Source organism: Delftia sp. WSY_12 (assembly GCF_043104645.1).
Classification (GTDB): Bacteria; Pseudomonadota; Gammaproteobacteria; order Burkholderiales; family Burkholderiaceae_C; genus Comamonas; species Comamonas tsuruhatensis.
The window spans coordinates 124,528-150,860 of the sequence record NZ_JBICKW010000024.1 but is presented as its reverse complement, the minus strand read 5'-3'; the positions used below and the strand labels follow the sequence as shown (position 1 = coordinate 150,860).

The following is a 26,333-nucleotide window of genomic DNA, read 5'->3' as shown; positions in this document are numbered from 1 at the left end:
TCTCATTGGAAAAAATGGAGCGATGGATGATGGAAAGCCAGGTTCTGGATTTCGCCGTGATCGGTGCCGGCATGGCCGGCGCCTCCGTGGCCTGGCGGCTGGCCGGTGCGGGCGCCTCGGTGCTGGTGCTCGAGCGCGAGCCGCAGCCCGGATACCACGCCACGGGCCGCTCGGCCGCCATGTTCATGGAAAGCTACGGCACCGCGCAGATACGCGCGCTGACACGCGCCAGCCGCGCCTTCTACAGCGCGCCGCCCGAAGGTTTTTGCGAGCACGCGCTGCTGCAGCCGCGCAGCGTGCTCTACATAGGCACGGCCGGCCAGGAGCCCCAGCTGGACGAGGCCCTGGCCATGTACCGCCGCGACGGCCTGCGCGCCGAGCGCATCGACGCGCGCCAGGCCTGCACCCTGGTGCCCTGCCTGGACGAGAGCCAGCTGGTGGGTGCCGTGCATGACCTGGACGCCATGGACATCGACGTGGCCGAACTGCACCAGGGCTTTCTGCGCGGCATGGCGCGTGCCGGTGCGCGGCTGCGCTGCGGCGCCGAACTTTCCGGCGCCGAGCGCGAGGTGGATGGTGGTGGCCAGGGCCTGTGGACCCTGGTGCTGCAGGACGGGTCGCAGGTCCGTGCCCGCGCCGTGGTCAATGCCGCAGGCGCCTGGGCCGATGCCGTGGCCCGGCTGTGCGGCGCGCGGCCGCTGGGCATCGAGCCCCGGCGCCGCTCGGCCTTCACCTTTGCCGCACCCGAGGGCGAGGACATCCACGGCTGGCCTGCCGTGATCGGCGTGGACGAGAGCTTCTACTTCAAGCCCGATGCCGGCCAGCTGCTGGGCTCGCCCGCCAATGCCGATCCCGTGCCGCCGCATGACGTGGTGGCCGAGGAACTGGACGTGGCCATGGGCATAGACCGCATCGAGACACTGACCCGCCTGCGCATACGCCGGCCGCGCCATGTCTGGGCCGGGCTGCGCAGCTTTGCGCCCGATGACGACTTCGTGATCGGCTGGGACGCGCACCGTGAAGGATTCTTCTGGCTGGCAGGGCAGGGTGGCTACGGCATACAGACGGCCGCCGGCGCCTCGGCCGCCGCTGCCGCGCTGCTGATGCGCGAGCCGCTGCCCGCCGAGCTGCTGGCCCAGGGCGTCGATGCCCGGCGGCTGAGCCCGGAGCGCTTCGCGGCCTGAGACGCCTGCCTTTTCGCTTTTTCAGCCCCCGCAACACACAACAATCCAAGGAGACAGGCATGGGTGCATTCAAGGAAGTGAGCAGGATTGCCGGCGCCTTCGTCGGCGTCATCGTCGGGGCGGGCTTCGCCTCGGGGCAGGAGATACTGCAGTTCTTTGCGGGCTTTGGCGCCATCGGCCTGGCGGGCTGCCTGGTGGCGGCCCTGGCCTTCGTCTTTCTGTCCATGGCGTTCTCCACCATGGGCCAGCGCCTGCAGGCCGGCTCGCACAAGGAGGTGGTGCAGGCCCTGCTGGGCCGGCATGTGGGCATGGTGTTCGATGTGCTGATCACCTTCTTCCTCTTCGCCATCACGGTGGTCATGCTGGCGGGCGCAGGCTCGCTGCTGCACCAGTGGCTGGGCCTGCCCGAGGTCTGGGGCAGCGTGCTGGCCACCGTGGCCACGGTGCTCATCGTCTGCCTGGACGTGGGCCGGGTGATCGCCTTCATCGGCGCGGTCACGCCGCTGCTGGTGTTCATGACCGTGGTGGTCGCAGGCTACGTGCTGGTGACGCCCCAGGGCGAGCCGGCCGCGCTGGAGGCCGCCACCGCCGCCCAGCCCCGGGGTGCGGGGCACTGGCTGGTGGCCGCGCTGCTCTATGTCTCCTACAACGTGGTGGCGGGCATGCCCTTCCTGGTGATCATGGGCGGCCAGGCCAGCTCGCGCCGCGTGGCGCTGTGGGGCGGCGTGGCCGGCGGGCTGCTGCTGGGCCTGCTGATGCTGCTGATCGCGGCCGCCATGGTCTGGCGCATGGACACGCTGGGCGGCCTGTCCATGCCCATGCTGGCGCTGGCCACGCAGATCTCGCCCTGGCTGGGGCACCTGATGTCGCTGGTCATCTTCGGCATGATCCTCAACACCGCCGTGGGCATGCTCTATGCCTTCGTGGCCCGCATCCTGCCGGCCGGCACGCCGCGTTTTCGCTGGGGCACGGGCGTGGCGGGCGTGGTGGCACTGGGCGGCAGCTTCGCGGGTTTCATCACGCTGGTGGGCATGGTGTACCCGGTCTATGGCTACATCGGCTTCGCGCTCATGGCCTGCGCGCTGGCAGGCTGGCTGCGCATGGGCCGCAGGCCGGCGCCCCAGGCCGATCTGCGCGGCACCTGAGGGGGCGGGCCTGACCCTAGAATCGGGCGGTCGCCAGCCCCGATCGCCCGCTTCATGCCCAGCCCCCGTCCTCGCACCAGTCCCGCCCCTGGTCCCGGCCCCAGCCCTCGTTCCAGCCCGCTTCCCACGGCAGACCAGGTCCTTGCCGCCGTGCTGCCGGGCGCCCGCACGGCCGCCGCCCTGCCCGCAGGCAAGCACGAAGTGGGGGCCAAGCTGCGCAAGGCCCGCAAGGAGCGCGGCCTGACGCTGCAGCAGGTGGCCGAAAGCAGCGGCCTGGCCGTGTCCACCATCTCCAAGGCCGAGCGCGGCCAGATCGCGCTGAGCTACGAGAAGGTGCTCATGCTGGGCAATGCGCTGGACATCGACATGACACGGCTGTTCATGGTCGGGGACGCCCAGCAGGCGGCCGGCGACACGCCCACCGTGGTCAAGGACCGTTTCGAGGACGTGCAGCGCTACGAGACCGACCAGTACCTCTACAGCGTGCTATGCGGCGCCTTCCCGGGCAAGAAGATGCAGCCCCTGGTGGCCGTGATCAATGCGCGCGAGGCCGGCGAATTCTCGGAGACCATCCGCCATGCGGGCCAGGAGTTCGTGATGGTGCTCTCGGGCCGGGTGCGCATCCTGTTCGAGAACGGCGAATCGGTGGAACTGGGCCGCCACGAGGCCGCATATTTCGACAGCGGCGTGGGCCATGTGTATGTGAGCCTGAGCCGCCAGCCGGCTCAAGTCGTCTCTGTCTGCACCTGAAATGGTTAGCACCCCCTGAGCGGCTGCGCCGCTTCCCCCGTGTGCACGGCGCCCTCTCTCGCTACGCGGGAGGGGGACGACACCCTCGGTGCGGGGCGGCGCGGCCGGCATAGGCCCTTCCTCGGTGTCTCTGGCGTGGGGGTGCGCTAGTTTCATAGGTCGCGCCTCTTGTTTGGGGCGCAGGCCGTTTTTCTGGGGGAATCCTCGTGCCCGGCACGGCCGCCCCGGAATTCCTACAATCGCTGCCCATGAGCCTGCCCCAGTACACCCGCGCCAAAGAGCTTCCCGCCATCCTTGCCAAGCGCCTCGTCATTCTTGACGGCGCCATGGGCACCATGATCCAGCGCTTCAAGCTGGGCGAAGCCCAGTACCGGGGCCAGGGCTACACGGGCCCCGGCAGCGTGGGCGACCGCTTCAAGGACTTCCCGCATGACGTCAAGGGCAACAACGAGCTGCTGTCGCTCACCCGCCCCGACGTGATCCGCGACATCCACGACAAGTACCTGGCCGCCGGCGCCGACCTGATCGAGACCAATACCTTCGGCGCGACCACCATTGCGCAGGACGACTACCACATGGCCGATCTGGCGCGCGAGATGAATCTCGAGAGCGCCCGGCTGGCCCGCGCGGCCTGCGACAAGTACAGCACGCCCGGCCATCCGCGCTACGTGGCCGGTGCCCTGGGCCCCACGCCCAAGACGGCCAGCATCAGCCCCGACGTGAACGATCCGGGCGCGCGCAACGTGAATTTCGAGCAGCTGCGCCAGGCCTACCTGGAGCAGACGCTGGCGCTGATCGAGGGCGGCGCCGACGTCATCCTGGTCGAGACCATCTTCGACACGCTCAACGCCAAGGCCGCACTGTTCGCGGTGGACGAGGCCTTCGAGCAAAGCGGCGAATGCCTGCCCATCATGATCAGCGGCACGGTGACCGATGCCTCGGGCCGCATCCTGTCCGGCCAGACGGTGACGGCCTTCTGGCACAGCGTGCGCCATGCCAACCCGCTGTCCATCGGCCTGAACTGCGCGCTGGGCGCGGCGCTGATGCGCCCCTACGTCCAGGAACTGAACAAGGCCGCGCCCGAGACCTTCATCAGCTGCTACCCCAACGCCGGCCTGCCCAATCCCATGAGCGACACGGGCTTTGACGAAACGCCCGAAGTCACCAGCCGCCTGGTGCATGAGTTCGCGGCCGAAGGCCTGGTCAACATCGTGGGCGGCTGCTGCGGCACCACGCCGGACCACATCGGCGCCATCGCCAAGGCCGTGGGCAGCACGCCCACGCGCCGCCTGTTCTACCCGGAATCGGCCTGATCGCGCGGGCGGAGCCTCTGACATGAGTTCGCCGCTGCCGCCCGTCCCGTCCCCAGCCGCAGGGCTGCCGCAGACAGTGGCGGCGCCTGTGCCCGGCCCGGCCGCTGGTGCGCCGGTGGCGCCGGCTTCACCCGCGTCATCCGCCTCACCCTCCGTTCCCGTCACGCCGCCAGCGGCCACGGCCGTGCGCTGGTCGCCCGAGATGCTGCAAAGCCTGCGCCTGCAGGCCTTCGAGCAATTGGTGGCCCAGCTGGCGCGCCAGGTGCAGGCCAGCCCCGGCGCGCCTGCGCCGCAGTGGCCGGCCAGCGGCGTGTCCGAGGCGCTGGGCCGGCTGCTGCAGGCCCTGCTGGCCCAGGTGGGCACCCAGCAGGGCCAGGCCCTGCAATTGCTGGCGGCCCAGCCGGGCTCGGCGGCATTGCTCCAGGCGCTGGCGGCAGGCACGACGGCGCCTGGCGGGCAGGATCCCCGGAGCGCTCCATCGGCCCAGGCCGGACCGCCCATCCCGTCTGCATCGACAACGCCTGCGGCCTCCATGCCGCCCACCGCTGCCGCAGTGACGCTGGCCGTGGCGGCTGCCAAGGGCAAGGTGATGGATGCGCTGCTGGCCGGATCCGGGCTGGCGCCGCAGGCCGGGGCGCGCCCAGCAGGGGGCATTGCAGGTGGCGCTGCCGGGGGGGCCACACAGACCCTGCCCGCCCTGCAAAGCTGGTGGGTGCAGCAGGGCACGTTGCTGACGCCGCAGGGCGAGCGCGGCTTCACGCTGAGCCTGCAGGTGCCCCAGGCCTGGGCCCAGGCGCAGGGCGCGGCCATGGCGCTGGCGGCCGCATCGGCTTCCGCGCCGGGTGCGGCCCCTTTCACGGCGGCGGCGGCCCTGCCTGCGGGCGCTGCGCTGCCCTTGGCGGGCGCCCAGGCCACGGAGCCGGGCCTGCGCCTGCCGCTGGATGCCTCGCTGCAGTCCCTGGCCTCGGGGCCGGTGGCCGTGGTGGTGCAGCCGCGTGGCGCCGATGCGCTGCGCACCAGCGCCCTGCTGCTGCTGGAGCTGCAGCCGCTGCGCCAGCCCGGTGGCGCCATGGCATCGCCGGCCGGGCTGGCCTCGGTGGCGTCGCTGTCGCCCGCGTTCGCGCAGGAGGTGCAGCAGATGCTGCAGCAGCGCAACGATCCCTGGCTGCACATGGCGGCGGCCCAGGCTTCGGGCGCCCTGCCGCGCGAGCGCCGGGCCTTCGAGCACCAGTCGCATTTCTGTACCACCGAAGGCTGCCAGTACGAGGGCCGCGCGCCCTGTGCCCAGCCCTTTTGCAGCGAGATGAACCGGCTCTGGGACGTGTCGCGCACCGAGCGCAGCCGCTGAGGCCGGCCTTGCGAAACTGACCGGGCCTGACGGTGGCGTGGTCATCGCCGGCCCCTGCTTTCATAATGCCGCCTGTTGCCCGCCACCTGCGCGGTTGACGTCTTTGGCCGGGATGTTTGACGAATGTGCAGCGATCATGCTGCGATCTGCATCCTGGCTGCCTTCAAGTCGCGGCTGGCCACCAGCCCGCCGCGCACCTTTCCAGCCACCCCCGTTGTGGCAGCCCCCGTCGCCGTTCGCGCATGCCCCCGGGCCGCGCCGGTGTTGTGCCATCTTTCATTTCAGGAACCCGTTCAGGATGCGTTGTACCTCCCGCTTGACCCTTGCCTCTCTCGCTATCGCTGCCGCCCTGCCGGTGGCCGCCCAGTCATCTGGCGCCGGCTCCAACGTCACCATCAGTGGCTATCTGGACGCGGGTGTGTTCCGGGATTTCGACAAGACCAGCAAGCTGGGAACGATTCAGCGCAGCAACCTGGCCATTGCCGGCTTCGAGGACCTGGGCGGCGGCCTGAAGGCCACCTTCCGCCTGAGCACGCGCTTCGACCTGGACACGGGCCTGACCGAGGACTATCCGAAGAAGCCCTTCTGGCATGACGAGTCCACCGTGGGCCTGCAGGGCAACTGGGGCCACCTGCGCCTGGGCCGCGCGCTCAGCGCCATGTGGAGCCAGGAATGGCAGTTCGATCCCTGGGGCAACTTCAACCGCATCGCCTCGCCGGCCTGGCACATGGCCCACTACCTGACGCCCACCGACCGCGCCAGCAACAACGGCTCGCCCGAATACGGCCGCATGTCCAACGGCGTGTTCTACGACTCGCCCAAGTTCGGCGGCTTTTCCCTGCACCTGAGCGCCTCGCCCGAACGCACCCAGGCGCCCGGCCGCCAGGGCCGTGCGCGCTCGGTATCGGTCAACTACGACCAGGGCGCGGTGGCGGCCATGGTGGCGCACGAGCGCAACGGCAGCGGCGACACCGACCTGTACATGGGCGGCAAGTACCGCATCGGCACGGCAGCGGTGATGCTGGCCTATGACCGCAGCAAGTCGGGCACGCCCGGCACGGGGCCCGACAAGTCGCGCATGGTCTCGCTGGGCGCCACCTACGGCATGGGCGCGACCACGCTCAAGGCCAGCTATGCGCGCCAGCGCCTGGACCGAGACACCAACAACATGCTGTCGCTGGGCGCCGAGTACGCGCTGTCCAAGCGCACCATGCTCTACACCAGCCTGGGCCATCAGCGCTACGAGAACCAGAGCTCGCGCACGGCCTTCGGCGTGGGCATGGCCCATTCGTTCTGATCAATGCGCTTCCCAGCGGCCTGACTGGGCTGCGCTGGTGATCCTGGCCAGGTCTGGAGCCGGCATGGGCTGAGGGGTGGCGGGCAGGGCGGTGAGTTCCATGCCGCGCTCCAGCTTGAAGACGCTCACGGCCTGCTGCAGGCCGTAGGCCTGTTCCTGCAGGGACTGTGCTGCTGCGGCGGCTTGCTCGACCAGGGCCGCGTTCTGCTGGGTGACCTGGTCCATCTGGGAGATGGCCTGGTTGATCTGCTCCAGGCCCGCCGTCTGCTCCACGCTGGCAGCGGTGATCTCTCCCATGATGTCGGTCACGTTGCGCACGCTGCTGACGATGTTCTGCATGGTCTGGCCGGCCTGCGCCACCAGGGCCGATCCGGTGCTGACCTTGCCGTTGGAGTCCTCGATGAGGAGCTTGATCTCCTTGGCTGCATCGGCGCAGCGTCGCGCCAGTGCGCGCACCTCGGCCGCCACCACGGCAAAGCCCCGGCCCTGCTCGCCCGCGCGCGCCGCCTCGACGGCGGCGTTGAGCGCGAGGATGTTGGTCTGGAAGGCGATGGCGTCGATCACGCCGATGATGTCGGCGATCTTGCGCGAGGAGGCATGGATGGCGTCCATGGTGTCCACCACCTGGGACACCACCTCGCCGCCTTGCTGGGCGACGGTCGAGGCCGAGGCTGCCAGCTGGTTGGCCTGGCGCGCGTTGTCGGTGTTCTGGCGCACGGTAACGGTGAGCTGCTCCATGGAGGCAGCCGTCTCCTGCAAAGAGCTGGCCTGGTGCTCGGTGCGCAGCGACAGGTCGTTGTTGCCCGAGGCGATCTGGCTGGAGGCCGTGGCGATCGAGTCCGTGCCGTTGCGCACCTGCCTGACGATGTGGATGAGGCTCTGGTCCATGCGGTGCAGCGCTTGCAGCAGCTGGCCTGTTTCGTCGGTGGTAGTGGCCTGGATGCGGCGCGTCAGGTCGCCTTCGGCCACGGCCTGGGCCACGCCCACGGCCTCGATCAGCGGCCGCGCCACGATGCGCGCCAGCGCCAGCGCCAGCGCCAGTCCCAGCGCGATGCTGGCGGCCAGCAGCCCCACCACCCAGGCGCGCGCGCTGCGGTACAGATCATTGGCGTGCCTGTTGGCCTCCTGGCCGGCATCGTGGTCGATCTGCACCATGCGGTCGATCTGGTCGTACAGGCGCCGGCTCAGCTCCAGCGATTCACCCTGCGCCAGCACCAAGGCTTCGTCCTTTCGGCCGTTGCGTGCCAGGGTCATGATCATGGCGTGCTCCCTGGCATATGCGCTGCGCAGCCGGCCCAGCTCGTCGTAGGACGCCCTTTCCTGCTCGGTTTGGATGAAGCTGGCGTAGTTGTCGTAGTTCGTCTGGATCTTGCTCCACAGGTCGCTCATGATGGCGTCGAAGGCCTTGATATCCTGGTCGCTGGTGGAGATCAGGTACTGAAGCTCGTTGGCGCGGTAGCGCGCCGTGGTGGCGCGGATGGTGAGCAGCATGCGCGACGAGGGCATCCAGCGTGTGGCGATGTCGACGGACGCCTGGTTGATCTGGCTGAGCCGCATCACGGCATACAGGCCCACGAAGGTGGTCAGCGCCAGCACGGCCAGGAAGGCCAGCAGCAGCTTGGAGGAGATCTTGAGGTTGCGAAAGGCTTGCATGGCGAAGTTCTGAAGTCGTATCCCTTGAACGGCAAGGGAGCAAAAAAAGGCGTGCAGCAGGGCACACCTGGCCTGCGGTGCAGAGCAAGGTGGAAAGGGATCAACGAAGGCAATGACGAGGGCCGGCGCGTGCGCTCAGGGGGGGAACCAGCCCGAGGTCCGGCAGATGCGGCCCTTGATGCGGGGTCTCATGGCGCAGGCCCTTCCAGGGCGGCAGGACTGCGGCTGGCCATGCGCGGGTCTGATGCAGGGCAGGGGCGGTGGATGCGGAAGATGCCGAGCCGTCCGCCTACACCTTTTGGCGCCCGGACGCCAGCTGCGGCCCGGTGCTTGGCGGCGGCTGCCGCCTTCTGCGCCCAGGTGCTGCGGATGGGTGTCCTAGGGATTTCGGACAGGAAAGAATTGGCTATGTGCATCTGTGGTGGGGATTATTTCCGCACCGCCAGATGATGAGAATGCTTCCTATCTGATTTTCGATAGGACGTGTCCTAAAAGCGGTTTGCGGGCGCGCGACACGGCCGTCCGCACCGTCTTCACACCGTCTTCGCACCGTCTTCGCACCGGCTTTCGCTCCGTCATTTGTGCCGTCATGTGCGCCGGTGCGACGGGCCGGCCCCCAGCCTTCAGGACGTCAGGACAGCCGCGCGACAGCGTGTGCCAGGTGCCTGCCGATGCCGGTCGTTCAGACCACGCCCTGGTCGCGCAAGGCCTGCAGCTGCTGTGCATCCAGGCCCAGGCGCTGGCGCAGCACTTCGTCCGTGTGCTGGCCCAGGGCCGGCGGCGCATGGCGCAGCGTGGTGGGCGTGTCCGACAGGCGCAGCGGGCTGGCCGTGGTCACCACGCTGTTGATGGTCTCGCCGGCAGGCGGCGTGGCGCCCGGGTAGCGTTCCTGCTCCACGCGCAGGCCGCGTGCACGCACCTGCGCATCGTCGAAGGCCTGGCCGATGTGGTTGATGGGGCCGCAGGGCACGGCCTTGTCCTCCAGCAGCGCGATCCATTCGGCCGTGGGCCGGCCGCGCGTGAGATCGGCCATCAGCGGGATCAGCGCGTCGCGGTGGGTGACGCGGCCGGCATTGGTGGCAAAGCGCTCGTCGCTCGCCCAGTCCGTGCTGGCCGCCTCGCAAAAGCGCGCGAACTGGCCGTCGTTGCCGATGGCCAGCAGCATGCGGCCGTCGGCCGTGGGGAAGTCCTGGTAGGGCACGACGCTGGGATGGGTGTTGCCCTGGCGGCCCGGCACATGGCCGGTGTTCAGGAAACCCGCGCCCTGGTTGGCCAGCACGGCCATGGCCACGTCCAGCAGGGCCATGTCGATGTGCTGGCCGCGTCCCGTGCGGTGGCGGGCCTCCAGTGCGCCCAGGATGGCCGTGGTGGCATACATGCCCGTGAACAGGTCGATCACGGCCACGCCCACGCGCAGCGGGCCGCCGCCGGGCTCGCTGTCGGCGCGGCCCGTGATGCTCATGAGGCCGCTCATGGCCTGCACCAGCAGGTCGTAGCCGGCGCGCGGCGCATACGGCCCGGTCTGGCCGAAGCCCGTGACCGAGCAATAGATGAGGCGCGGGTTCAGCGCGCTCAGCGAGGCGTAGTCCAGGCCGTAGCGCTTGAGGCCCCCGGTCTTGAAGTTCTCCACCACCACATCGCTTTGCATGGCCAGCTCGCGGATCAGCCGCTGGCCCTCGGCCGTGGCCATGTCCACGGTGACCGATCGCTTGTTGCGGTTGCAGGCCGCGAAGTACACGGCGTTGTCCGAGGGATTGCCTTGCGCATCGGGAAAGAAGGGCGGGCCCCAGTGGCGCGTGTCGTCGCCCTCGCCGGGTTTTTCGATCTTGATCACGTCGGCCCCCATGTCGGCCAGGTTCTGGGTGCACCAGGGGCCGGCCAGCACGCGCGAGAGGTCGAGCACGCGCAGATGGCCCAGCGCTCCTGCGGTCTGGGTGGCCGTGTTGTGGATGGGGCTGGGGGAGGGGGTTGCTGTGTGGTTCATGGGCTGAGGCGGCTATCCCGGGCAGATGGGCCATGCTACGGCGCGGCGGCCCGCCGTGGCTTCGCATTTGTGAAAGCGCGCGTTCGCGCCCGGCCGGCACTGCGGTTTGTACTGACGCGCAGGGCTCAGCCGGGGCCGCTGCGGCTTTCTACAATGCCGGATGGCCATGCATTTCGATCTTGTGGATCTGCGCCTCATGGTGCACATCGCCGACGCCAACAGCATGACGCGTGGCGCGGAACTTTCCTTCATCTCCCTGCCGGCGGCCAGCACCCGCATCAAGAACCTGGAAGAGAGCATCGGCACCAAGCTGCTGTACCGCACCAGCCAGGGCGTGACGCTGACGCCGCCGGGCCAGGCCTTCGTCACCCATGCGCGCATGGTGCTGGGCCAGATCGAGCACCTGCGCGGCGACATGCAGGAGTACGTGCGCGGCATCAAGGGGCATGTGCGGGTGTTTGCCAACACCACCTCGCTGGGCGAGTTCCTGCCGCCCGTACTGCGCCACTACCTGCGCCGCAATCCCGACGTGAACATCGACCTGCGCGAGCGCCTGTCGCACGACATCGTGCGTGCCGTGACCGAGGGGCAGACCGATATCGGCATCGTCGCCGGCCTGGTGCGCACCGAGAACCTGGAGACCCTGCCCTACCGCCGCGACCGCCTGGTACTGGTGGTGCCGCGCGGCCATGCGCTCGATGGCGAGATGCAGATGGCCTTTGCCGACACGCTGGACCTGGACCATGTGGGCCTGCACGAATCCAGCGCCATCCACGCCTTCCTGCGCCAGGCCAGCGACCAACTGCACCGGCCCATCAAGCAGCGCATCCAGGTGGGCAACTTCGAGACGGCCTGCCGCATGATCGAGTCCGGCGTGGGCGTGGGCGTGCTGCCCGAATCGGCCGCCAGCCGCCATGCGCATTCCATGGACATCGCCATCGTGCCGCTGTCCGATGCCTGGTCGGTGCGCGAGATGCAGATCTGCGTGCGCAGCCTGGAGGCCCTGCCGTCCTTCGCCCAGGAGCTGGTGGAGCTGCTGGTGGCCGACGCACAGGGCCGGCTCACGCTGGAGTAGCTTGGACTCAACTATTCAGTGCTTGCGCACGGCCTACGCAACTGGCGTGTTCCAAGCGCGAGACGCCGAGCAAGGGCCGCCCCGCAGCGAGGGCGTCGTCCCCCTCCCGCGAAGCGAGAGAGGGGGAAGCGGCGTAGCCGCTCAGGGGGTGTTCATACCGTCGGTGCCAGCCAGTATTTGAAGGTGCCGGTGGCCGTGGCCACGAGCTTTCCGTCTTCATCGAGCAACTGCGCCGCGCAGCTGCACAGGCTGCGGCTGGAGTGCACCACCCAGCCTTCGGCCAGCAGCGCGCCCTTGCCCGGGCGGTGGAAGCGGCTGCTCATCTCCACCGTCACGGCGGTCTGCGATGGCGCACCGGGCAGCTCGCCGGCGGCGCGCGACATCACGGAGTCCAGCAGCGTCATGAGCACGCCGCCGTGCGCGGCGGGCAGCTGGTTGAGCAGTTCCTCGCGCATGTGGGGCAGGCGAACATGGACCTTGCCGGGCGGTGCGGGCACCTGAGAGGCGCCGATCAGCCGCATGAAGGCATTGCGGTCGGGGGCCGGTGCACTCATGTGGCTCATGCGGCGCGCGCCTCGCGCACCATGTTGCGCGCGATGATGACCTGCTGGATCTGGGTCGTGCCTTCGTACAGGCGGAACAGCCGCACGTCGCGGTAGAAGCGCTCGATGCCGAACTCGGCCAGGTAGCCCGAGCCGCCCAGGATCTGCACGGCGCGGTCGGCCACGCGGCCCACCATCTCGGTGGCGAACATCTTGCAGCACGAGGCCTCGGTGGAGACGTTGCGGCCCTCGTCGCGGCGGCGCGCTGCGTCGATCACCATGCACTCGGCCGCATACAGCTCGGCCTGGCTGTCGGCCAGCATGGCCTGCACCAGCTGGAACTCGCAGATGGGCTGGCCGAACTGCTTGCGCTCCAGCGCATAGTTCAGCGCGTCGCGCAGGATGCGCTGCGCCACGCCCACGCTCACGGCCGCGATGTGGATGCGGCCCTTGTCCAGCACCTTCATGGCGGTCTTGAAGCCCTGGCCTTCCTTCAGGCCGATGAGGTTGGCCGCCGGCACGCGCACGTTGTCGAAGAACACGTCGCAGGTGTGCGCGCCCTTCTGGCCCATCTTCACGTCGTTCTTGCCGAAGCTGATGCCCGGCGACTTCGCATCCACGATGAAGGCCGAGACGCCGCCCGCGCCCTTGTTGGCCGGGTCGGTGCGCGCCATCAGCGTGAACATGCCCGCATGCGGCGCATTGGTGATGAATCGCTTGTTGCCGTTGACCACATAGTGGTCCCCGTCCCTGATGGCGGTGGTGCGCAGCGAGGCCGCATCCGAGCCCGCCTCGGGCTCGGTCAGCGCGAACGAGGCCATGATCTCGCCCGTGGCCAGCTTGGGCAGCCAGGCCGCCTGCTGCTCGGGCGTGCCGTCGATGAGGATGCCCTGCGAGCCTATGCCCACGGTCGTGCCGATCACCGAGCGGAAGGCCGGCGCGGTCTGGCACAGCTCGAAGAGCACGCGCACCTCTTCCTCCATGGTCAGCTCCAGCCCGCCGAACTGCTCGGGGATGGTCATGCCGAACAGGCCCAGGTTGCGCATCTCCTGCACGATGGACTCGGGAATCTCGTCGGTCTCGGCCACTTCGTTCTCGGCGGGCACCAGGCGCTCGCGCACAAAGCGGCGCACGCTGTCCAGCAGGGCTTCGAGGGTTTCTTGGTCGCGGATCATTGCGGTGTGCTTCCTGTGCGGTTCAGAGGGTTTCGGCGGTTCCCAGCACCGCCGTGGATTGGCTTGACAGCGTGCCGCCGTTGCCGTGCACCACGGCCGTGCGGTGGCGTCCCAGCTGGCGCTGGCCGGCCTCGCCGCGCAGCTGGCGAACGGCCTCGATCAGCGCAAAGATGCCGTACATGCCCGGGTGCACGCAGGACAGGCCGCCGCCGTTGGTGTTGACGGCCAGCCGCCCGCCGGGCGCAATGCCGCCCCCGGACACGAAGGCGCCGCCTTCGCCCTTGGCGCAAAAGCCCAGGTCCTCCAGGAACAGCAGGGTGTTGATGGTGAAGGCGTCGTAGACCTGGGCCATGTCCATGTCGGCAGCGGTGAGCCCGGCCATGGCAAAGGCCTGGGCGCCCGACTGCGCGGCAGCCGTGGTGGTCAGGTCGGGCATGCAGGAGATCTGGCGGTTCCAGATGGCCGTGGCATTGCCCAGCACGTAGACGGGGGGGCGCGGCAGGTCGCGGGCGCGCTCGCCGCGCACCAGCACGATGGCGCCCGCGCCGTCCGTCACCAGGCAGCAGTCGCGCACGCTCAAGGGGCTGGCGATGGGGCGGGCCGAGAGCACGTCCTCGATGGTCAACGGGTCGCGCATGAAGGCTTCGGGGTTGAGCTGGGCCCAGGCACGCGCGGCCACGGCCACCTCGGCCAACTGCTCGCGCGTGGTGCCGAACTCGTGCATGTGGCGCGCGGCCGCCAGCGCATAGGCGGTCACGGGCAGCACGGGCTCGTAGGGGAACTCATAGGGCTGCGGGTCCAGGAAACGCCGCGCCGCCTGGCCTTCCTTGCGGCCGAAGGTGGCCGAGCGCTGGGCGCTGCCGTAGCACACCAGCACGGCCTTGCACTGGCCGGCCTCCAGCGCGCGGATGGCGGGCAGCAGGTGGGCGATGAAGCTGCTGCCGCCGATCATCGTGCCGTCCACGTAGGTGGGGTTGATGCCCAGGTGCTCGATCACGGGCATGGTCCACATGCTGGCGTTGACGCTGCAGGTGGCCAGTCCGTCGATGTCCTGCATGGTCAGGCCCGCATCGGCCACGGCCGCATGGGCGGCGCGCACCAGCAGGGTCATGTCGTCCATGCCGGGTGCCTCGCCGCAGCCATAGGTGGCGGCGCCGGCAATGGCCACGCGCCCGCGCAGCGGGCGGTTCACAGCGGCGGCGTCCAGGGTGGATTGGGGGATGCGGGTGTTCATGCTGCACCTCCATGGGAAGCCTGTGGAGCCGGTTGCAGCGCGGGCTGGAACAGCACCAGGCCGCGTCCGTCCTTGCTCGCCACATGGGCGCTCACGCGCTGGCCTATGCGCACGTCGGCCGGCGCAATGCCTTCGACGCGGCCCATCATGCGCACGCCTTCGTCCAGGTCGATCAGGGCCACGTTGTAGTCGCCACCGGCATCGCTCTTGCGCGCGACGGTGCTGGTGGAGTAGACCGTGCCCTGGCCGCTGGCGCGCACCCAGCGCAGCGGGCTGGCGCCGCAGTGCGGGCACAGCTCGCGCGGGGTGAAGACATGGCGCGTGCATTGCGGGCACTGCTGTATGCAGAAGCGGCCGGCATCGAGTTCGGCCTGGTAGTGGGTCTGTGCGCTCAGGTGCATGGGCGGTGTTTCCGTTCTCGGTGTTCTTGGCGCTGCACCCGGCACGCGGGCGCAGCGGCTGTCCGCCAGCATGCCCGCATCGCGAGGCCGCTTCAATTCGCCAATCTGGAAGGGTGGCTTCACCAGTGCCGGCGCCCGGCTGTCAACCCAGGGTTGCTGCCTAGGCGGGCCGGCGGGCACGGCTGCTATGGTGTTTATGCATTCCCGGCCATTTCTTCATACCCGCCCTGCGCCGCCTGCCGGCGCACCGAGGGCGCGCCGCCGCTTTGGCACAGCGTGGCGCCACAGGAAGGCCGGCAATGGCGCGCCGCACCCCGGCCCGTTCTCCGCTGTCGATCCCCACCCACCCAGGAGGTTTTTGCACATGACGGATACGCTGATCAAGGTGGACCTGAACCGCCCGCCCACCGATAACGAAAGGGTCCACAACCGCTGGCACCCGGACATTCCCATGGCCTGCTGGGTCCAGCCCGGCGACGACTTCATCCTGGAGACCTACGACTGGACCGGCGGCTTCATCAAGAACAACGACAGCGCCGACGATGTGCGCGACATCGACCTGACCACGGTGCACTACCTGTCCGGACCCGTGGGCGTGAAGGGCGCCCAGCCCGGCGACCTGCTGGTGGTGGACCTGCTGGACATCGGCGCCAAGCCCGACAGCCTCTGGGGCTTCAACGGCTTTTTCTCCAAAAACAATGGCGGCGGCTTCCTGACCGACCATTTCCCCTCGGCCCAGAAATCGATCTGGGACTTCAAGGGCATGTTCACCAGTTCGCGCCATATCCCGGGCGTGAACTTCCCCGGCCTCATCCATCCCGGCCTCATCGGCTGCCTGCCTGACCGGCCCATGCTGGAGATGTGGAACGAGCGCGAGCGCGCCCTGATCGCCACCGATCCCGAGCGCGTGCCCGGCCTGGCCAACCCGCCGTCGGCCGGCACGGCCCACATGGGCCAGATGCGCGGCGAGGCCCGCGACAAGGCCGCCGCCGAAGGCGCACGCACCGTGCCGCCGCGCGAGCATGGCGGCAACTGCGACATCAAGGACCTCTCGCGCGGCGCCAAGGTGTTCTTCCCCGTCTATGTGGACGGCGCCGGCCTGAGCGTGGGCGACCTGCACTTCAGCCAGGGCGACGGCGAGATCACCTTCTGCGGCGCCATCGAGATGGCCGGCTGGGTGCACATGAAGGTCAGCCTCATCAAGGGCGGCATGGCCAAGTACGGCATCAAGAACCCCATCTTCAAGCCCAGCCCCATCACGCCGCGCTATGACGACTACCTGATCTTCGAGGGCATCTCGGTGGACGAGAGCGGCAGGCAGCACTACCTGGATGTCAACGTGGCCTACCGCCAGGCCTGCCTGAACGCCATCGAATACCTGAAGAAGTTCGGCTACAGCGGCGCCCAGGCGTATTCCATCCTGGGCACGGCGCCCGTGCAGGGCCATATCAGCGGCGTGGTGGACGTGCCCAACTCCTGCGCCACGCTGTGGCTGCCCACGGGCATCTTCGACTTCGACATCAACCCCAACGCCGCAGGGCCCGTCGTCCAGTTCGACGGCAGCGTGGACATGCCCCTGTCCCCCGACCTGCGCTGACGCCAAGGAGCCCGCCCATGCCCACCTACGACTACGACTGCGCGCAATGCGGCGGCTTCGAGGCCCTGCGGCCGCTGCGCCTGCGCGACGAGCCTGCGGCCTGCCCTGGCTGCGGCACGGCGGCTGCGCGCGTGCTGGCCGCCGCGCCCCGGCTGGCGCTGATGGCCGACGGCACGCGCCGCGCCATGGCCACCAACGAGCGCGCGCGCCACGAGCCCGCCAGCTCGCGCGACTATGACTATGCGCGGCTCAGGCACCCGGCAGGCTGCGGCTGCTGCGGATCGGGGCGGCGCAGCGCCACGGTGACGGCGCCCAACGGCGCGAAGTCCGCGCCCTCGCGGCGGCCCTGGATGATCAGCCACTAGGCTGCATCGGAGTGGACCGCTTCCCAGGGTTTCCACCGCTTGGGAGCCCTGGAAGCGCGCCTTCCACATTCGCGAAACACGGAGCAGGGCGGCTTGCCCAGAATGGGCCGCGCGGCAAGCCGCCGCCCGTTGCCCGGAGTTTCGCCATGCCCCCGTCTTCCTTCCTGCCTTCTGCCACTTCCTCCTTCTCTTCGCGCCGCCGCCGCCTGCTGTCCGCCGGTGGCGCGCTGGCGGCCGGCAGCCTCTTGCCTGCAGTCCGGCCGGCGTTTGCGGCCGATGCCTGGCCCACGCGGCCCGTGCGCTTCATCGTGCCCTTTCCGCCCGGCGGTCCCGTGGACACCACGGCGCGCGCCTTCACCCAGAAGCTGGGCGAGATCTGGCAGCAGCCCAACCTGGTGGACAACCGCGCGGGCGCCGGCGGCATGGTGGGCGCGGCCCTCGCAGCCAAGGAGCCTGCCGACGGCTACACGCTGTTCGTGGGCTCCATCCACCATGCGGTGAACCCGGCGCTGCAGCCGAAGATGACCTACGACATAGAGCGTGACTTCGCGCCCGTGAGCTTTGCGGCCATGTTCCCGGTCTTTCTGGTGGCCCATCCCTCGGTGCCCGCCCGCAACGTGCGCGAGCTGATCGCGCTGGCCAAGTCCGGCAACGGCCTGAGCTTCGGCTCCTCGGGCAATGGCGGCGGCACGCACCTGGCCGGCGAGCTGTTCAACATGCATGCGGGCATCAAGCTGCAGCACATTCCCTACAAGGGCAGCGCGCCGGCCATGAACGACCTGCTGGGCGGCCAGGTGCAGCTGATGTTTGCCGATGCGCCCAGCGCGCTGCAGCACATCAAGTCGGGCCGCATCAAGGTGCTGGGCGTGGCCAGCCGCCAGCGCTCGGCCATGCTGCCCGAGGTGCCCACCATCGCCGAGTCGGGCCTGCCCGAGTACGAGGCCTATTCCTGGGCCGCGCTGTTCGCGCCGGCCCGCACGCCGCCCGCCGTGCTGGCGCGCATCAATGCCGACTTCAACACCGCGCTGCGCGATGCCGCCGTGCGCGAGCGCCTGCTGACGGCCGGCGCCGAGGCCGACCCCGGCACCCAGCAGCAGATGCGCGAGCGCCTGAGCAGCGAGCTGCGCAAATGGGCCCAGGTGGTCAAGGTGGCCGGCATCCAGGCGGACTGAGCACGGCGGCGTGCCCGTACCCGGGACAAACCCGGCTTCGCAGCGCTGCAACCCGGTCTTTCGCAATCGCGCATAGGCGGGCCGGGCCTGCCTGCTTAGGCTTGCCTCCGGTATCCAGAAAAACAACCCCGAGACAAGGAGACGGATATGCGGAAAGGCTTGATGCGAGGCGGCTTGACCAAGGCGCGCGCTGCCGGCTGCGCGCTGGGCGCCGGCCTGCTGTGGACGGCGGCGCAGGCGCAGCAGATATCGGACGACGTGGTGCGCATCGGCGTGCTCAGCGACATGTCGGGCCTGTACGCGGACACGGCGGGGCGCGGCTCCGTCGAGGCCGCGAAGATGGCCGTGGCCGACTTCGGCGGCCAGGTGCTGGGCAGGAAGATCGAGGTGGTCTGGGCCGACCACCAGAACAAGGCCGACGTGGGCGCCACCCATGCGCGCACCTGGTTCGACCGCGACGGCGTGGACCTGATCGTGGACATCAACAACACGGCCGTCGCCATCGCCGTCAACAACCTGGCGCGCGAGCGCGGCAAGATGGTGATCAACACCGGCGGCGCCTCCGACATCCTCACCAACGAGCACTGCGCGCCCACGGCCATCCACTACACCTACGACAGCTATGCGCTGGCCAACGGCGCGGTGCGCGGCATCCTGGCCCAGGGCAAGAAGGAATGGTTCATCCTGGGCGTGGACTACGCCTTCGGCAAGGCCATGACGGCCAACGTGACCGACTTCCTGAAGGACGGCGGCGGCAAGCTGGTGGGCACCACCGTCCATCCGCTCAATGCCAGCGATTTCTCGTCCTTCCTGCTGCAGGCCCAGGCCTCCAAGGCCTCGGTGATCAACCTGGCCAATGCCACCAGCGACACGGTCAACGCCATCAAGGCCGCGCACGAGTTCGGCATCGCGCCCAGGCAGACCCTGGTGCCCAACCTGCTGTTCATCAACGACGTGCATGCGCTGGGCCTGCGCTACGGCCAGGGCATGGTGCTGACCACGGGCTTTTACTGGGACCGCACCGAGGCCACGCGCGCCTGGTCGCGGCGCTTCTTCGAGAAGATGAAGAAGATGCCCTCCATGATCCATGCGGGCGCCTACTCGGCCGTCACCAACTACCTCAAGGCCGTGCAGGCCACCAGGGGCGACGACGGCAACGCGGTGGCGCGCCAGCTCAAGCAGATGCCCATCGAGGACTTCTTCGCCCAGAACGGCAAGGTGCGCGAGGACGGCCGCATGGTGCACGACATGTACCTGGTGCAGATCAAGAAGCCCGAGGAATCCAAATACCCCTGGGACTACTACAAGGTGCTCTCCACCATCCCCGGTGACGAGGCCTTCCGCCCGCTGTCCAGGAGCAGCTGCAAGCTGGTGAAGACATCATGAAGACACGCGCCGCCGTACTCACGAGAACGGGCGCAGCCGCGCCCTATGCCGACAGCCGCCCGCTGGAGATCTGGGAGGTGGACCTGGCGCCGCCCGGCCCCGGCGAGGTGCTGGTCAAGGTGGCCGCCGCAGGCGTGTGCCACTCCGACCTGTCCATCATCAACGGCGACCGTCCGCGCGACACGCCCATCGTGCTCGGCCATGAGGCCGCAGGCGTGATCCAGGCGCTGGGCGAGGGCGTGACCGACCTGGAGGTGGGCGACCACGTGGTCATGCTCTTCGTGCCCGGCTGCGGCAACTGCCAGCCCTGCGCCGAGGGCCGGCCCGTGCTGTGCGAGCCCGCAGGCCAGGCCGGCGTGGCGGGCACCCTGCTGTCGGGTGCCAGGCGGCTGTCGCGCAATGGCCAGCCCATCTCGCACTTCGTCGGCGTCTCGGCCTTTGCCGAGCATGCCGTGCTCTCGCGCCGTGGCGTGCACCGCATCGACAAGTCGGTGCCGCTGGAGCTGGCCGCGCTGTTCGGCTGCGCCGTGATGACCGGCGTGGGCGCGGTGGCCAATACCGCCCGGGTGAGCCCCGGCCAGAGCGTGGCCGTGGTGGGGCTGGGCGGCGTGGGCCTGTCCTCGGTGATGGGCGCGGCGGCGGCGGGTGCGGCCCGCGTGGTGGCCGTGGATCTCAATGCCGACAAGCTGGCCATGGCGCGCGATTTCGGCGCCACCGATACCGTCAATGCCGGTGACGAGGATGCCGTCAAGCAGGTGCGGGCGCTGACGGGCGGCGGCGTGGACCATGCCTTCGAGATGGTGGGCTCGGCCAAGGCACTGGAGATGGCCTACCGCATCACGCGGCGCGGCGGCCAGACCGTGACGGCGGGCCTGCCCTCCAGCGCCCAGGCCATCAGCCTGCCGGTCTGGCACCTGGTGGCAGAGGAGCGCACGCTCAAGGGCTGCTACATGGGCAGCTGCGTGCCGCGCCGCGACATCGACCGCTACCTGGCCCTGCATGCGGCCGGCAGGCTGCCCGTGGACCGGCTGGTCACCGGCCACCTGACGCTGGACCAGATCAACGAGGGCTTCGACCGCCTGGCGCGTGGCGAGGCCATACGCCAGATCATCCGCATGGAGGCCTGATAGGAGGTCAGGCCGACCAGCGAGTACCGGGGCTGCTGCTGCGGCTGTGTCCAAGCCAAGCACGGCGGTCAGGTGCCATCGGGCAGCAGCTGGTTTTCCCAGCCGGTCAGCCGCTCGATGGCCCGGGCCACCTGCAGGATGCGGGCCTCGTCGAAGTAGCGTCCCACCACCTGCACGGCCAGCGGCAGGCCCTGGGGCGACAGGCCCACCGGCACGCTGACGGCCGGGTGCCCGGTCACGTTGAAGGCATGGGTCTGCACCGGCCAGTGGCGGAAATGCGGCATGGGGTCGAAGCGCGGCGCCGTATCCAGGGTGATGGCGGTCAGCAGCACGTCGCAGCGGTCCAGCGCAGCGTCCACGCGGGCCGCCAGCATGCGGCGCACGCGCAGGGCGTTCAGGTAGTCCTCCGAGGACACGGTGGCGCCCAGCAGCAGCCGCGCCGCCGTGAGTTCGCCATAGTCCAGCGGGCGCGAGCGCAGGTCCTGCGCATGGATGGTGAACATCTCGGCACTGAGGATGACGCGGCCGGCCGCCAGGAACTGCTGGCTGTGGGGCAGGCTCACGTGGATGGGACGGGCGCCGGCCTCGGCCAGCTGCGCAGCCGTGCGATCGAAGGCCGACAGGAACGTGGGCGACGCCTGGGGCGAGGACTGGAAGTGGTCCTGCGGCACGCCGATGGTCAGGCCCTTCACGCCCTGCTCCAGCCCCGTGCAGTAGTCGTCCACGGGTTCGGTGGAGCTGGCCGGGTCCAGCGGGTCGTGCCCGGCCAGCACCTGCAGCGCGATGGCCGCATCCTCCACGCTGCGCGACAGCGGGCCGCAGTGGTCCAGCGTCCAGGCCAGGGGGAACACGCCGTGCTTGGAGACGCGGCCGTAGGTGGGTTTCAGCCCCACGGCACCGCACCAGGCGGCCGGTATGAGGATGGAGCCGCCCGTGCAGGTGCCCAGGGCCAGCCGCGTGAAGCCTGCCGCAATGGCGGCGCCCGAGCCCGACGACGATCCGCCCGGGATATGGGCCAGGTCCCAGGGGTTGCGGGCTGCGGGAAACGGCAGGTCGGGGCTGGGCGCGCCGATGGCGAACTCATGCGTGGCCAGCTTGCCCAGGATGACGGCGCCCGCATCGCGCAGGCGCCGCACCGGCGTGGAATCGTCCTCGGGCACATAGTCCAGGCTCAGCCAGGACTGGCAGGTGGTCGGCAGGCCGGCCACGTCGTAGACGTCCTTGATGGCCACGGCAATGCCGTGGAGCAGCGGCAGATCGGCGCTTTCTCCGCGCGCCATGTCTGCGTTGCGCGCAGCCTCCATGGCACCGCTGGCATCGAGATTGGTGAAGGCATGGATGTCGATGTCCATGGCGCGGATGCGTCCCAGCGCCGCCCGGGTCAGCATCTCCGAAGTGGTCTTGCCGGCGCGCAGCGCGCTGGCCATCTGTCGTATCGAAAGTTCAGGACTGCCGCTCATGCTTGCTCTGACGGGAGATGGTGGTGTGGATCTGCGAGGGTCCCGCCTCATGCGCCAGTTCGTTGACGAGGCCGCGGTGCTCCATCAGCAACTGGTGCTCCGCCAGGATGGGTCCCAGCCGCTCGAAGGGGATGTCGATGCCGTGCTTTTTCAGCGCATTGAGCAATTCGTGCAGCGCATTGACATCGGGCCCTGCCAGTTTCTGCGGCGAAGGGGGTATTTCAGATTTTCGCGATGCCGGCATCACTGACCACCTTTCTCCATTTTCTGGCGTCGTCGGATACGAATGCCTTGGTGCTGTCCACGGATTTCCAAAGGGGAATGCTGCCAAGCTCCATGAATTTCTTCTGCACCTTTTCGTCGGTCAGGATATTTTTCATCTGTGCATTGATGGCGTTCACTATCGCGGCCGGCGTGCCCTTGGGTGCCATGAGCACATTCCATGAGGTCTCGTTGAAATTGCCGAGCCGGGCCGGGCTTTGCTCGCTGAGCGTCTGCCAGTCGGGCATGAGGGGTGAGCGCTCGCGCGTGGCCACGCCCACGCGATTGACCTTGCCCTGGTGCACATACTGCTTGGCCGTGATCAGCAGGTCGAAGGCGATATCGACCTGGCCGCTCACCAGGTCGCTCATCATGGGCGCGGCGCCCTGGTAGGGGATGTGCAGCATGCGTATGTCGGCGGCCAGGCTCAGGGCCTCGGCCGCCATGTGGCCCGCGCTGCCGTAGCCCGGCGTGGCATAGGTCAGCTTGCCGGGGCTGCGCCGCGCCAGCTCGATCAGGTCCTGCACCGACGCCAGCTTCAGGCCCGGGCGTGTGATGAGCACCAGAGGACCGTCGTTGATGGTGGAGATGGCTTCGAGGTCGTTGACCACGTCATAGCCGGCCTGCGTGTACAGCGCGCCCGAGATGGTCTGGGCAGTGGAGCAGATCAGCAGCGTATATCCATCGGGACGGGCCTTGGAGACCTGGCGCGCACCGATGTTGCCCGAGGCGCCAGGGCGGTTTTCCACCACCACGTTGACGCGCAGGCGTTGTGCAAGCTCCTTGGCGATGATGCGCCCCACGATATCGGTGCCACCGCCTGCCGGGAAAGGTACAACCAGCGTGATCTGCCGGTCTGGCCAGGCCGCATGAACCAAGCTGGCAGCGATCAGGAAAATACCTCCGAAAATCAGATTGAGGATTTTTTTCATTCGCTTGATTCAAATGGTTGCGGAAATGGGGCTTGTCTTTTTGCAGACGTGAGCAGGCACATGGGATGTGCACCACTGCGGCTGCCTGCAGCCCGGGCCTGGCAAGCGTTCAGTTAATGAATCTTTTTAAACTATCGAGATATTAAGTTCCATAGTTTTACATCATGAAAGAAGGGGTGCAAGGCCTGCGCCACGCTTGGCGTAGGGGTGTTGCATCGATGCCGCAGATAAGGGTTTCCGACGGCGATGGCCTTGGCGCGCGTCGGGATTCAGGGCAGGGAGGGTGAAAGGTTGCACCGGCAGTGGCACCGGCGCAACGATTCAGCGGGCGTGTTGGCTCAAGCGCGCAGCGCCTGTTCCTGCAGCAGGCGCTTGAGCACCTTGCCGTTGGGGCTGGTGGGCAGCTCGGACAGGGGCACGATGCGGGCGGGCAGCTTGTAGGGCGCCAGCCGTTCTCGCAGGTGGGCACGCGCAGCAGCGTTGTCCAGCGTGGCGCCGGGCTGCAGCTCGACGAAGGCGATGACCTCCTCGTTGCCATCGTTTTCGGGGCGGCCGACCACGGCGCTGCGCTGCACGCCGGGCAGCTCGTTGAGCGCCAGTTCCACCTCGGCCGGATACACGTTGAAGCCCGAGCGGATGATCATTTCCTTGAGCCGCCCCACCACGAAGAGCGCGCCGTCGGCATGCAGCTCGCCCAGGTCGCCGCTGGCGTACCAGCCGCCCTCGCGCATCACGGCGGCCGTGGCCTGGTCATCGCGGAAGTAGCCGTGCATCAGGCCGCGCCCGCGTATCCACAGCTCGCCGCGCTCGCCCACCGGCAGGGGCCGGCCCGTGGCCGGGTCCACGGCGCGCACCTCGGCGCCTTCCACCACGTAGCCGGCGCTGGTGTCGGGCCGTTGCTCGCCCTGTCGCGTGAGGTGGACCGACCCTGCGTATTCCGACAGGCCGTAGCCATGGTGCAGCGCCTGGCCGAAGGCGGCCTCCACGCGCTTTTTTAGCGTCAGGTCCAGCGGGCCTGCGCCTGTGTAGACATAGCGCAGCGCCGGCGCCTGAGGGTGTGCAATGCCCTGCTCCTGCAGATGGGCCAGCAGGCGCGCGTACAGCGCAGGCGGCCCCTGCAGTTGCGAGATGCCGTGGCGCGCCAGCGCATCCAGCAGGTCGGCCGGGTCGAACTGCGGGCGCATCACCATCTGCGCGCCCGCATGCAGCGAGGCCAGCAGCACCGTGCCCAGCCCGAAGATGTGGGTCATGGGCACGAAGGCGTAGCTGCGGTCCTGCGGACCCAGCCCGCGCGATGCGGCCGAGACGCGCGCGAACAGCGTCAGCGCGTCATGCCCGACCATCACGCCCTTGGGCGTGCCCGTGGTGCCCGAGGTGAAGATCAGCGCCGCCACCTCGTCCTGCAGCGCACCGGATTCGGCCACGGCCTCAGCGCGCACGGGGCTGTGCTGCATGCCGGCCAGGGCCGAGTCGCCTGCGCCAAAGCGCCGCGCGTGGCCGCTGGCGCTGTCCGATGCGGCCGAGGTGAAATACACCACGCGGGCATCGGCCTTGGCCGCAAAGGCATCGATCTCGCCGGGCGCCATGCGTGCGTTCACACCGCAGGACCAGGCGCCCACGCGGCTGCAGGCCAGGATCAGCGCCGCATGCTCGGGGCAGTTCTCGGCCACGACCAGCACGCGGTCGCCGGGCCGCACCTGCAGCGCGCGCAGCTCGGCCTCGGCCGTGTCCGCCAGCGCGCCCAGGTCGGCAAAGCTCAGGCTGCTGCCGTCGGGCAGGTGGATGAAGGGACGCTGCGGCGCTTCGGCCAGCCAGCGGTCCAGCAGATGGTGTATTCGTTGATTCATGCTCCGCGTATCCCTCAGTCCACCACAATGCCTTGCGTGACGGTGGCCCACATCGCGCGTTCTTTTGCACCGCGCTCGGCCAGTTTCTGGGGTGCGCCGGTCCACTCTTCGTAGCCCAGTTCCTTGAGGCGCTTGCGCAGCTCCGGCTGGGCCAGGGCGGCGTTGATGGACTTGTTCAGGCGGGCCACGAGTTCAGGCGACATGCCCTTGGGCCCATAGACGCCATACCAGCCGCCCACGTCAAAGCCCTTGAGGCCTTCGATGCCGGACTCGGCAAAGGTGGGCACATCGGGCAGGGACGCATTGCGCTGCGGCGAGGTGACGGCGATGGCCCGCACCTTGCCGCCCTGGATGTAGCTGCTGGCGGTGCTGATGATGTCCAGCATCATGCTCAGCTGGCCGCCGATCACGTCGGTCATGGCCGGTGCGTTGCCCTTGTAGGGGATGTGGTTCATCTCGATGCCGCTGCGCCGCGCGAACAGCAGCGCGCCCAGGTGGTTGGAGCCGCCCACGCCGGCCGAGCCGTAGTTGAGCTTTTGCGGATGGGCCTTGGCATAGGCCACGAGCTCGGCCGTGGTCCTGTAGGGCTCGTTGTTGTTGACCACCAGCACGTTGTAGTAGCTGAGCACGGGCGCCACGGGCGTGAGATCACGGGCCGGGTCGAAGGACATCTTGCTCATCACGTTGGGGCTGATGGTGATGGTGGGGCTGGCCGCGAACCACAGCGTCAGCCCGTCGGGCCTGGCGCGCACGACCTCGCTGCCGGCCATGGTGGCGTTGGCGCCGGGCTTGTTCTCCACCACCACCGAGGCGCCCAGCTCCTTGGTCAGCGCCACGCTGAGCAGGCGGGCGCCCTGGTCCACGGGGCCACCGGCCGAGTAGCCCACGATGAGGCGCACGGGCTGCGCGTCCTGCGCGGCGGCGGGGAGGGCGCTCAGGGTGGCCAGGGCGGTCACCAGGGACGCCAGAAGCGGGGCATGGGCCAGGGTGGCCAGGGCCTTGCGGCGGTGTTGGGCGGGCATGTGCATGTCTCCTGCAAAAGATGAATGAAGCGCTGCCGTGGCCTGCACGGCGGCGCGCCCGGT

23 protein-coding genes are annotated in these 26,333 nt (G+C 69.0%); 12 read left to right on the top strand and 11 right to left on the bottom strand.

Annotation, left to right across the window (positions count from 1 at the left end; all coding sequences use genetic code 11):
- The first annotated feature begins 29 nt into the window (after positions 1 to 29).
- The 6 genes from ACF8LI_RS15625 (at position 30) to ACF8LI_RS15600 (ending at position 7,037) form a co-directional block, all read left to right on the top strand.
- Positions 30 to 1,184, top strand: a complete 1,155-nt coding sequence (locus tag ACF8LI_RS15625) for an NAD(P)/FAD-dependent oxidoreductase (RefSeq protein WP_392413267.1) — start codon at positions 30 to 32, stop codon at positions 1,182 to 1,184.
- Between the two features lie 59 nt (positions 1,185 to 1,243).
- The gene (locus ACF8LI_RS15620; protein WP_016452210.1) at positions 1,244 to 2,329 is read left to right on the top strand and encodes a hypothetical protein; all 1,086 of its coding nucleotides are present in this window, start codon (positions 1,244 to 1,246) and stop codon (positions 2,327 to 2,329) included.
- A gap of 54 nt (positions 2,330 to 2,383) precedes the next feature.
- Entirely contained in the window at positions 2,384 to 3,079 is a 696-nt protein-coding gene (locus ACF8LI_RS15615; protein ID WP_202396452.1) for a helix-turn-helix domain-containing protein, read from the top strand.
- 248 nt (positions 3,080 to 3,327) lie between these two features.
- Positions 3,328 to 4,392, top strand: a complete 1,065-nt coding sequence (locus ACF8LI_RS15610) for a homocysteine S-methyltransferase family protein (RefSeq protein ID WP_392413264.1) — start codon at positions 3,328 to 3,330, stop codon at positions 4,390 to 4,392.
- Between the two features lie 22 nt (positions 4,393 to 4,414).
- Positions 4,415 to 5,740 (top strand): Fe-S oxidoreductase, encoded by a 1,326-nt coding sequence (locus tag ACF8LI_RS15605; protein WP_392413263.1) that lies wholly within the window; start codon positions 4,415 to 4,417, stop codon positions 5,738 to 5,740.
- A 298-nt stretch (positions 5,741 to 6,038) separates the two neighbouring features.
- A complete protein-coding gene (locus ACF8LI_RS15600) occupies positions 6,039 to 7,037 on the top strand; it encodes a porin (RefSeq protein WP_026062702.1) in 999 nt (332 codons plus the stop codon).
- Here the strand turns inward: ACF8LI_RS15600 and ACF8LI_RS15595 are convergent, their stop codons facing one another.
- Together ACF8LI_RS15595 and ACF8LI_RS15590 are read right to left on the bottom strand one after the other, a co-directional pair.
- Entirely contained in the window at positions 7,038 to 8,690 is a 1,653-nt protein-coding gene (locus tag ACF8LI_RS15595) for a methyl-accepting chemotaxis protein (protein ID WP_392413261.1), read from the bottom strand.
- 682 nt (positions 8,691 to 9,372) lie between these two features.
- Positions 9,373 to 10,674 carry a CaiB/BaiF CoA transferase family protein gene (locus tag ACF8LI_RS15590; RefSeq protein WP_392413259.1) on the bottom strand — a complete coding sequence of 434 codons (1,302 nt, stop codon included), beginning with the start codon at positions 10,672 to 10,674 and terminating at the stop codon, positions 9,373 to 9,375.
- Positions 10,675 to 10,834: 160 nt separating this feature from the next.
- On the opposite strand from ACF8LI_RS15590, the gene ACF8LI_RS15585 reads away from it, so the two are divergent.
- The gene (locus ACF8LI_RS15585) at positions 10,835 to 11,749 is read left to right on the top strand and encodes a LysR family transcriptional regulator (protein WP_012202113.1); all 915 of its coding nucleotides are present in this window, start codon (positions 10,835 to 10,837) and stop codon (positions 11,747 to 11,749) included.
- Positions 11,750 to 11,901: 152 nt separating this feature from the next.
- On the opposite strand, the gene ACF8LI_RS15580 is transcribed toward ACF8LI_RS15585, so the two are convergent.
- Genes ACF8LI_RS15580 through ACF8LI_RS15565 form a run of 4 tightly spaced genes read right to left on the bottom strand, consistent with a single transcriptional unit; the run spans position 11,902 to position 15,101 of the window.
- Complete coding sequence (locus tag ACF8LI_RS15580; RefSeq protein WP_392413403.1) at positions 11,902 to 12,303, bottom strand: PaaI family thioesterase; 402 nt, start codon at positions 12,301 to 12,303, stop codon at positions 11,902 to 11,904.
- 5 nt (positions 12,304 to 12,308) lie between these two features.
- Positions 12,309 to 13,466: an acyl-CoA dehydrogenase family protein gene (locus ACF8LI_RS15575; protein ID WP_013800068.1), complete on the bottom strand. Its 1,158-nt coding sequence runs from the start codon at positions 13,464 to 13,466 to the stop codon at positions 12,309 to 12,311.
- A gap of 22 nt (positions 13,467 to 13,488) precedes the next feature.
- Positions 13,489 to 14,700: a thiolase gene (locus tag ACF8LI_RS15570; RefSeq protein ID WP_017406617.1), complete on the bottom strand. Its 1,212-nt coding sequence runs from the start codon at positions 14,698 to 14,700 to the stop codon at positions 13,489 to 13,491.
- Positions 14,697 to 15,101 carry a Zn-ribbon domain-containing OB-fold protein gene (locus tag ACF8LI_RS15565; protein WP_034365598.1) on the bottom strand — a complete coding sequence of 135 codons (405 nt, stop codon included), beginning with the start codon at positions 15,099 to 15,101 and terminating at the stop codon, positions 14,697 to 14,699. Before ACF8LI_RS15565 ends, ACF8LI_RS15570 begins: the two co-directional genes overlap by 4 nt.
- A 364-nt stretch (positions 15,102 to 15,465) precedes the next feature.
- Here ACF8LI_RS15565 and fmdA point away from each other — a divergent pair, with 364 nt between their 5' ends.
- The 5 genes from fmdA (at position 15,466) to ACF8LI_RS15540 (ending at position 20,748) form a co-directional block, all read left to right on the top strand.
- Entirely contained in the window at positions 15,466 to 16,698 is a 1,233-nt protein-coding gene (gene fmdA, locus ACF8LI_RS15560) for a formamidase (RefSeq protein WP_126311589.1), read from the top strand.
- A gap of 17 nt (positions 16,699 to 16,715) precedes the next feature.
- Positions 16,716 to 17,063 carry a zinc ribbon domain-containing protein gene (locus ACF8LI_RS15555; RefSeq protein ID WP_016452200.1) on the top strand — a complete coding sequence of 116 codons (348 nt, stop codon included), beginning with the start codon at positions 16,716 to 16,718 and terminating at the stop codon, positions 17,061 to 17,063.
- Positions 17,064 to 17,209: 146 nt separating this feature from the next.
- Positions 17,210 to 18,235 carry a tripartite tricarboxylate transporter substrate binding protein gene (locus ACF8LI_RS15550; protein WP_392413257.1) on the top strand — a complete coding sequence of 342 codons (1,026 nt, stop codon included), beginning with the start codon at positions 17,210 to 17,212 and terminating at the stop codon, positions 18,233 to 18,235.
- Between the two features lie 147 nt (positions 18,236 to 18,382).
- Entirely contained in the window at positions 18,383 to 19,621 is a 1,239-nt protein-coding gene (locus ACF8LI_RS15545; protein ID WP_392413255.1) for an ABC transporter substrate-binding protein, read from the top strand.
- Complete coding sequence (locus tag ACF8LI_RS15540; RefSeq protein ID WP_016450258.1) at positions 19,618 to 20,748, top strand: zinc-dependent alcohol dehydrogenase family protein; 1,131 nt, start codon at positions 19,618 to 19,620, stop codon at positions 20,746 to 20,748. The genes ACF8LI_RS15545 and ACF8LI_RS15540 overlap by 4 nt, the downstream gene beginning before the upstream one ends.
- Positions 20,749 to 20,816: 68 nt before the next feature.
- Here ACF8LI_RS15540 and ACF8LI_RS15535 read toward each other — a convergent pair whose 3' ends face one another.
- From ACF8LI_RS15535 to ACF8LI_RS15515, 5 genes are all read right to left on the bottom strand, one after another.
- Positions 20,817 to 22,208 carry an amidase gene (locus ACF8LI_RS15535; RefSeq protein ID WP_392413253.1) on the bottom strand — a complete coding sequence of 464 codons (1,392 nt, stop codon included), beginning with the start codon at positions 22,206 to 22,208 and terminating at the stop codon, positions 20,817 to 20,819.
- Positions 22,192 to 22,452: a hypothetical protein gene (locus ACF8LI_RS15530; protein ID WP_016450256.1), complete on the bottom strand. Its 261-nt coding sequence runs from the start codon at positions 22,450 to 22,452 to the stop codon at positions 22,192 to 22,194. The genes ACF8LI_RS15535 and ACF8LI_RS15530 overlap by 17 nt, the downstream gene beginning before the upstream one ends.
- Positions 22,430 to 23,401, bottom strand: coding sequence for a tripartite tricarboxylate transporter substrate binding protein (locus tag ACF8LI_RS15525; protein WP_016450255.1), 972 nt, complete (start codon positions 23,399 to 23,401; stop codon positions 22,430 to 22,432). The genes ACF8LI_RS15530 and ACF8LI_RS15525 overlap by 23 nt, the downstream gene beginning before the upstream one ends.
- Before the next feature lie 338 nt (positions 23,402 to 23,739).
- Entirely contained in the window at positions 23,740 to 25,248 is a 1,509-nt protein-coding gene (locus tag ACF8LI_RS15520) for a class I adenylate-forming enzyme family protein (RefSeq protein WP_392413250.1), read from the bottom strand.
- A gap of 14 nt (positions 25,249 to 25,262) precedes the next feature.
- Positions 25,263 to 26,270, bottom strand: coding sequence for a tripartite tricarboxylate transporter substrate binding protein (locus ACF8LI_RS15515; RefSeq protein ID WP_047218579.1), 1,008 nt, complete (start codon positions 26,268 to 26,270; stop codon positions 25,263 to 25,265).
- Between the last annotated feature and the right edge of the window lie 63 nt (positions 26,271 to 26,333).

What these genes read in the sequence shown, in the direction of transcription:
- ACF8LI_RS15555 (WP_016452200.1), top strand. Translation starts at nt 16,716, where the DNA reads ATGCCCACCTACGACTACGACTGCGCGCAATGCGGCGGCTTCGAGGCC.
- ACF8LI_RS15590 (WP_392413259.1), bottom strand. Translation starts at nt 10,674, where the DNA reads ATGAACCACACAGCAACCCCCTCCCCCAGCCCCATCCACAACACGGCC.
- ACF8LI_RS15545 (WP_392413255.1), top strand. Translation starts at nt 18,383, where the DNA reads ATGCGGAAAGGCTTGATGCGAGGCGGCTTGACCAAGGCGCGCGCTGCC.
- ACF8LI_RS15535 (WP_392413253.1), bottom strand. Translation starts at nt 22,208, where the DNA reads ATGAGCGGCAGTCCTGAACTTTCGATACGACAGATGGCCAGCGCGCTG.
- ACF8LI_RS15570 (WP_017406617.1), bottom strand. Translation starts at nt 14,700, where the DNA reads ATGAACACCCGCATCCCCCAATCCACCCTGGACGCCGCCGCTGTGAAC.
- ACF8LI_RS15615 (WP_202396452.1), top strand. Translation starts at nt 2,384, where the DNA reads ATGCCCAGCCCCCGTCCTCGCACCAGTCCCGCCCCTGGTCCCGGCCCC.
- ACF8LI_RS15600 (WP_026062702.1), top strand. Translation starts at nt 6,039, where the DNA reads ATGCGTTGTACCTCCCGCTTGACCCTTGCCTCTCTCGCTATCGCTGCC.
- ACF8LI_RS15575 (WP_013800068.1), bottom strand. Translation starts at nt 13,466, where the DNA reads ATGATCCGCGACCAAGAAACCCTCGAAGCCCTGCTGGACAGCGTGCGC.
- ACF8LI_RS15610 (WP_392413264.1), top strand. Translation starts at nt 3,328, where the DNA reads ATGAGCCTGCCCCAGTACACCCGCGCCAAAGAGCTTCCCGCCATCCTT.
- ACF8LI_RS15580 (WP_392413403.1), bottom strand. Translation starts at nt 12,303, where the DNA reads ATGAGTGCACCGGCCCCCGACCGCAATGCCTTCATGCGGCTGATCGGC.
- ACF8LI_RS15525 (WP_016450255.1), bottom strand. Translation starts at nt 23,401, where the DNA reads ATGAAAAAAATCCTCAATCTGATTTTCGGAGGTATTTTCCTGATCGCT.
- ACF8LI_RS15550 (WP_392413257.1), top strand. Translation starts at nt 17,210, where the DNA reads ATGCCCCCGTCTTCCTTCCTGCCTTCTGCCACTTCCTCCTTCTCTTCG.
- ACF8LI_RS15620 (WP_016452210.1), top strand. Translation starts at nt 1,244, where the DNA reads ATGGGTGCATTCAAGGAAGTGAGCAGGATTGCCGGCGCCTTCGTCGGC.
- ACF8LI_RS15605 (WP_392413263.1), top strand. Translation starts at nt 4,415, where the DNA reads ATGAGTTCGCCGCTGCCGCCCGTCCCGTCCCCAGCCGCAGGGCTGCCG.
- ACF8LI_RS15530 (WP_016450256.1), bottom strand. Translation starts at nt 22,452, where the DNA reads ATGCCGGCATCGCGAAAATCTGAAATACCCCCTTCGCCGCAGAAACTG.
- ACF8LI_RS15595 (WP_392413261.1), bottom strand. Translation starts at nt 8,690, where the DNA reads ATGCAAGCCTTTCGCAACCTCAAGATCTCCTCCAAGCTGCTGCTGGCC.
- fmdA (WP_126311589.1), top strand. Translation starts at nt 15,466, where the DNA reads ATGACGGATACGCTGATCAAGGTGGACCTGAACCGCCCGCCCACCGAT.
- ACF8LI_RS15585 (WP_012202113.1), top strand. Translation starts at nt 10,835, where the DNA reads ATGGCCATGCATTTCGATCTTGTGGATCTGCGCCTCATGGTGCACATC.
- ACF8LI_RS15520 (WP_392413250.1), bottom strand. Translation starts at nt 25,248, where the DNA reads ATGAATCAACGAATACACCATCTGCTGGACCGCTGGCTGGCCGAAGCG.
- ACF8LI_RS15515 (WP_047218579.1), bottom strand. Translation starts at nt 26,270, where the DNA reads ATGCCCGCCCAACACCGCCGCAAGGCCCTGGCCACCCTGGCCCATGCC.
- ACF8LI_RS15565 (WP_034365598.1), bottom strand. Translation starts at nt 15,101, where the DNA reads ATGCACCTGAGCGCACAGACCCACTACCAGGCCGAACTCGATGCCGGC.
- ACF8LI_RS15540 (WP_016450258.1), top strand. Translation starts at nt 19,618, where the DNA reads ATGAAGACACGCGCCGCCGTACTCACGAGAACGGGCGCAGCCGCGCCC.
- ACF8LI_RS15625 (WP_392413267.1), top strand. Translation starts at nt 30, where the DNA reads ATGGAAAGCCAGGTTCTGGATTTCGCCGTGATCGGTGCCGGCATGGCC.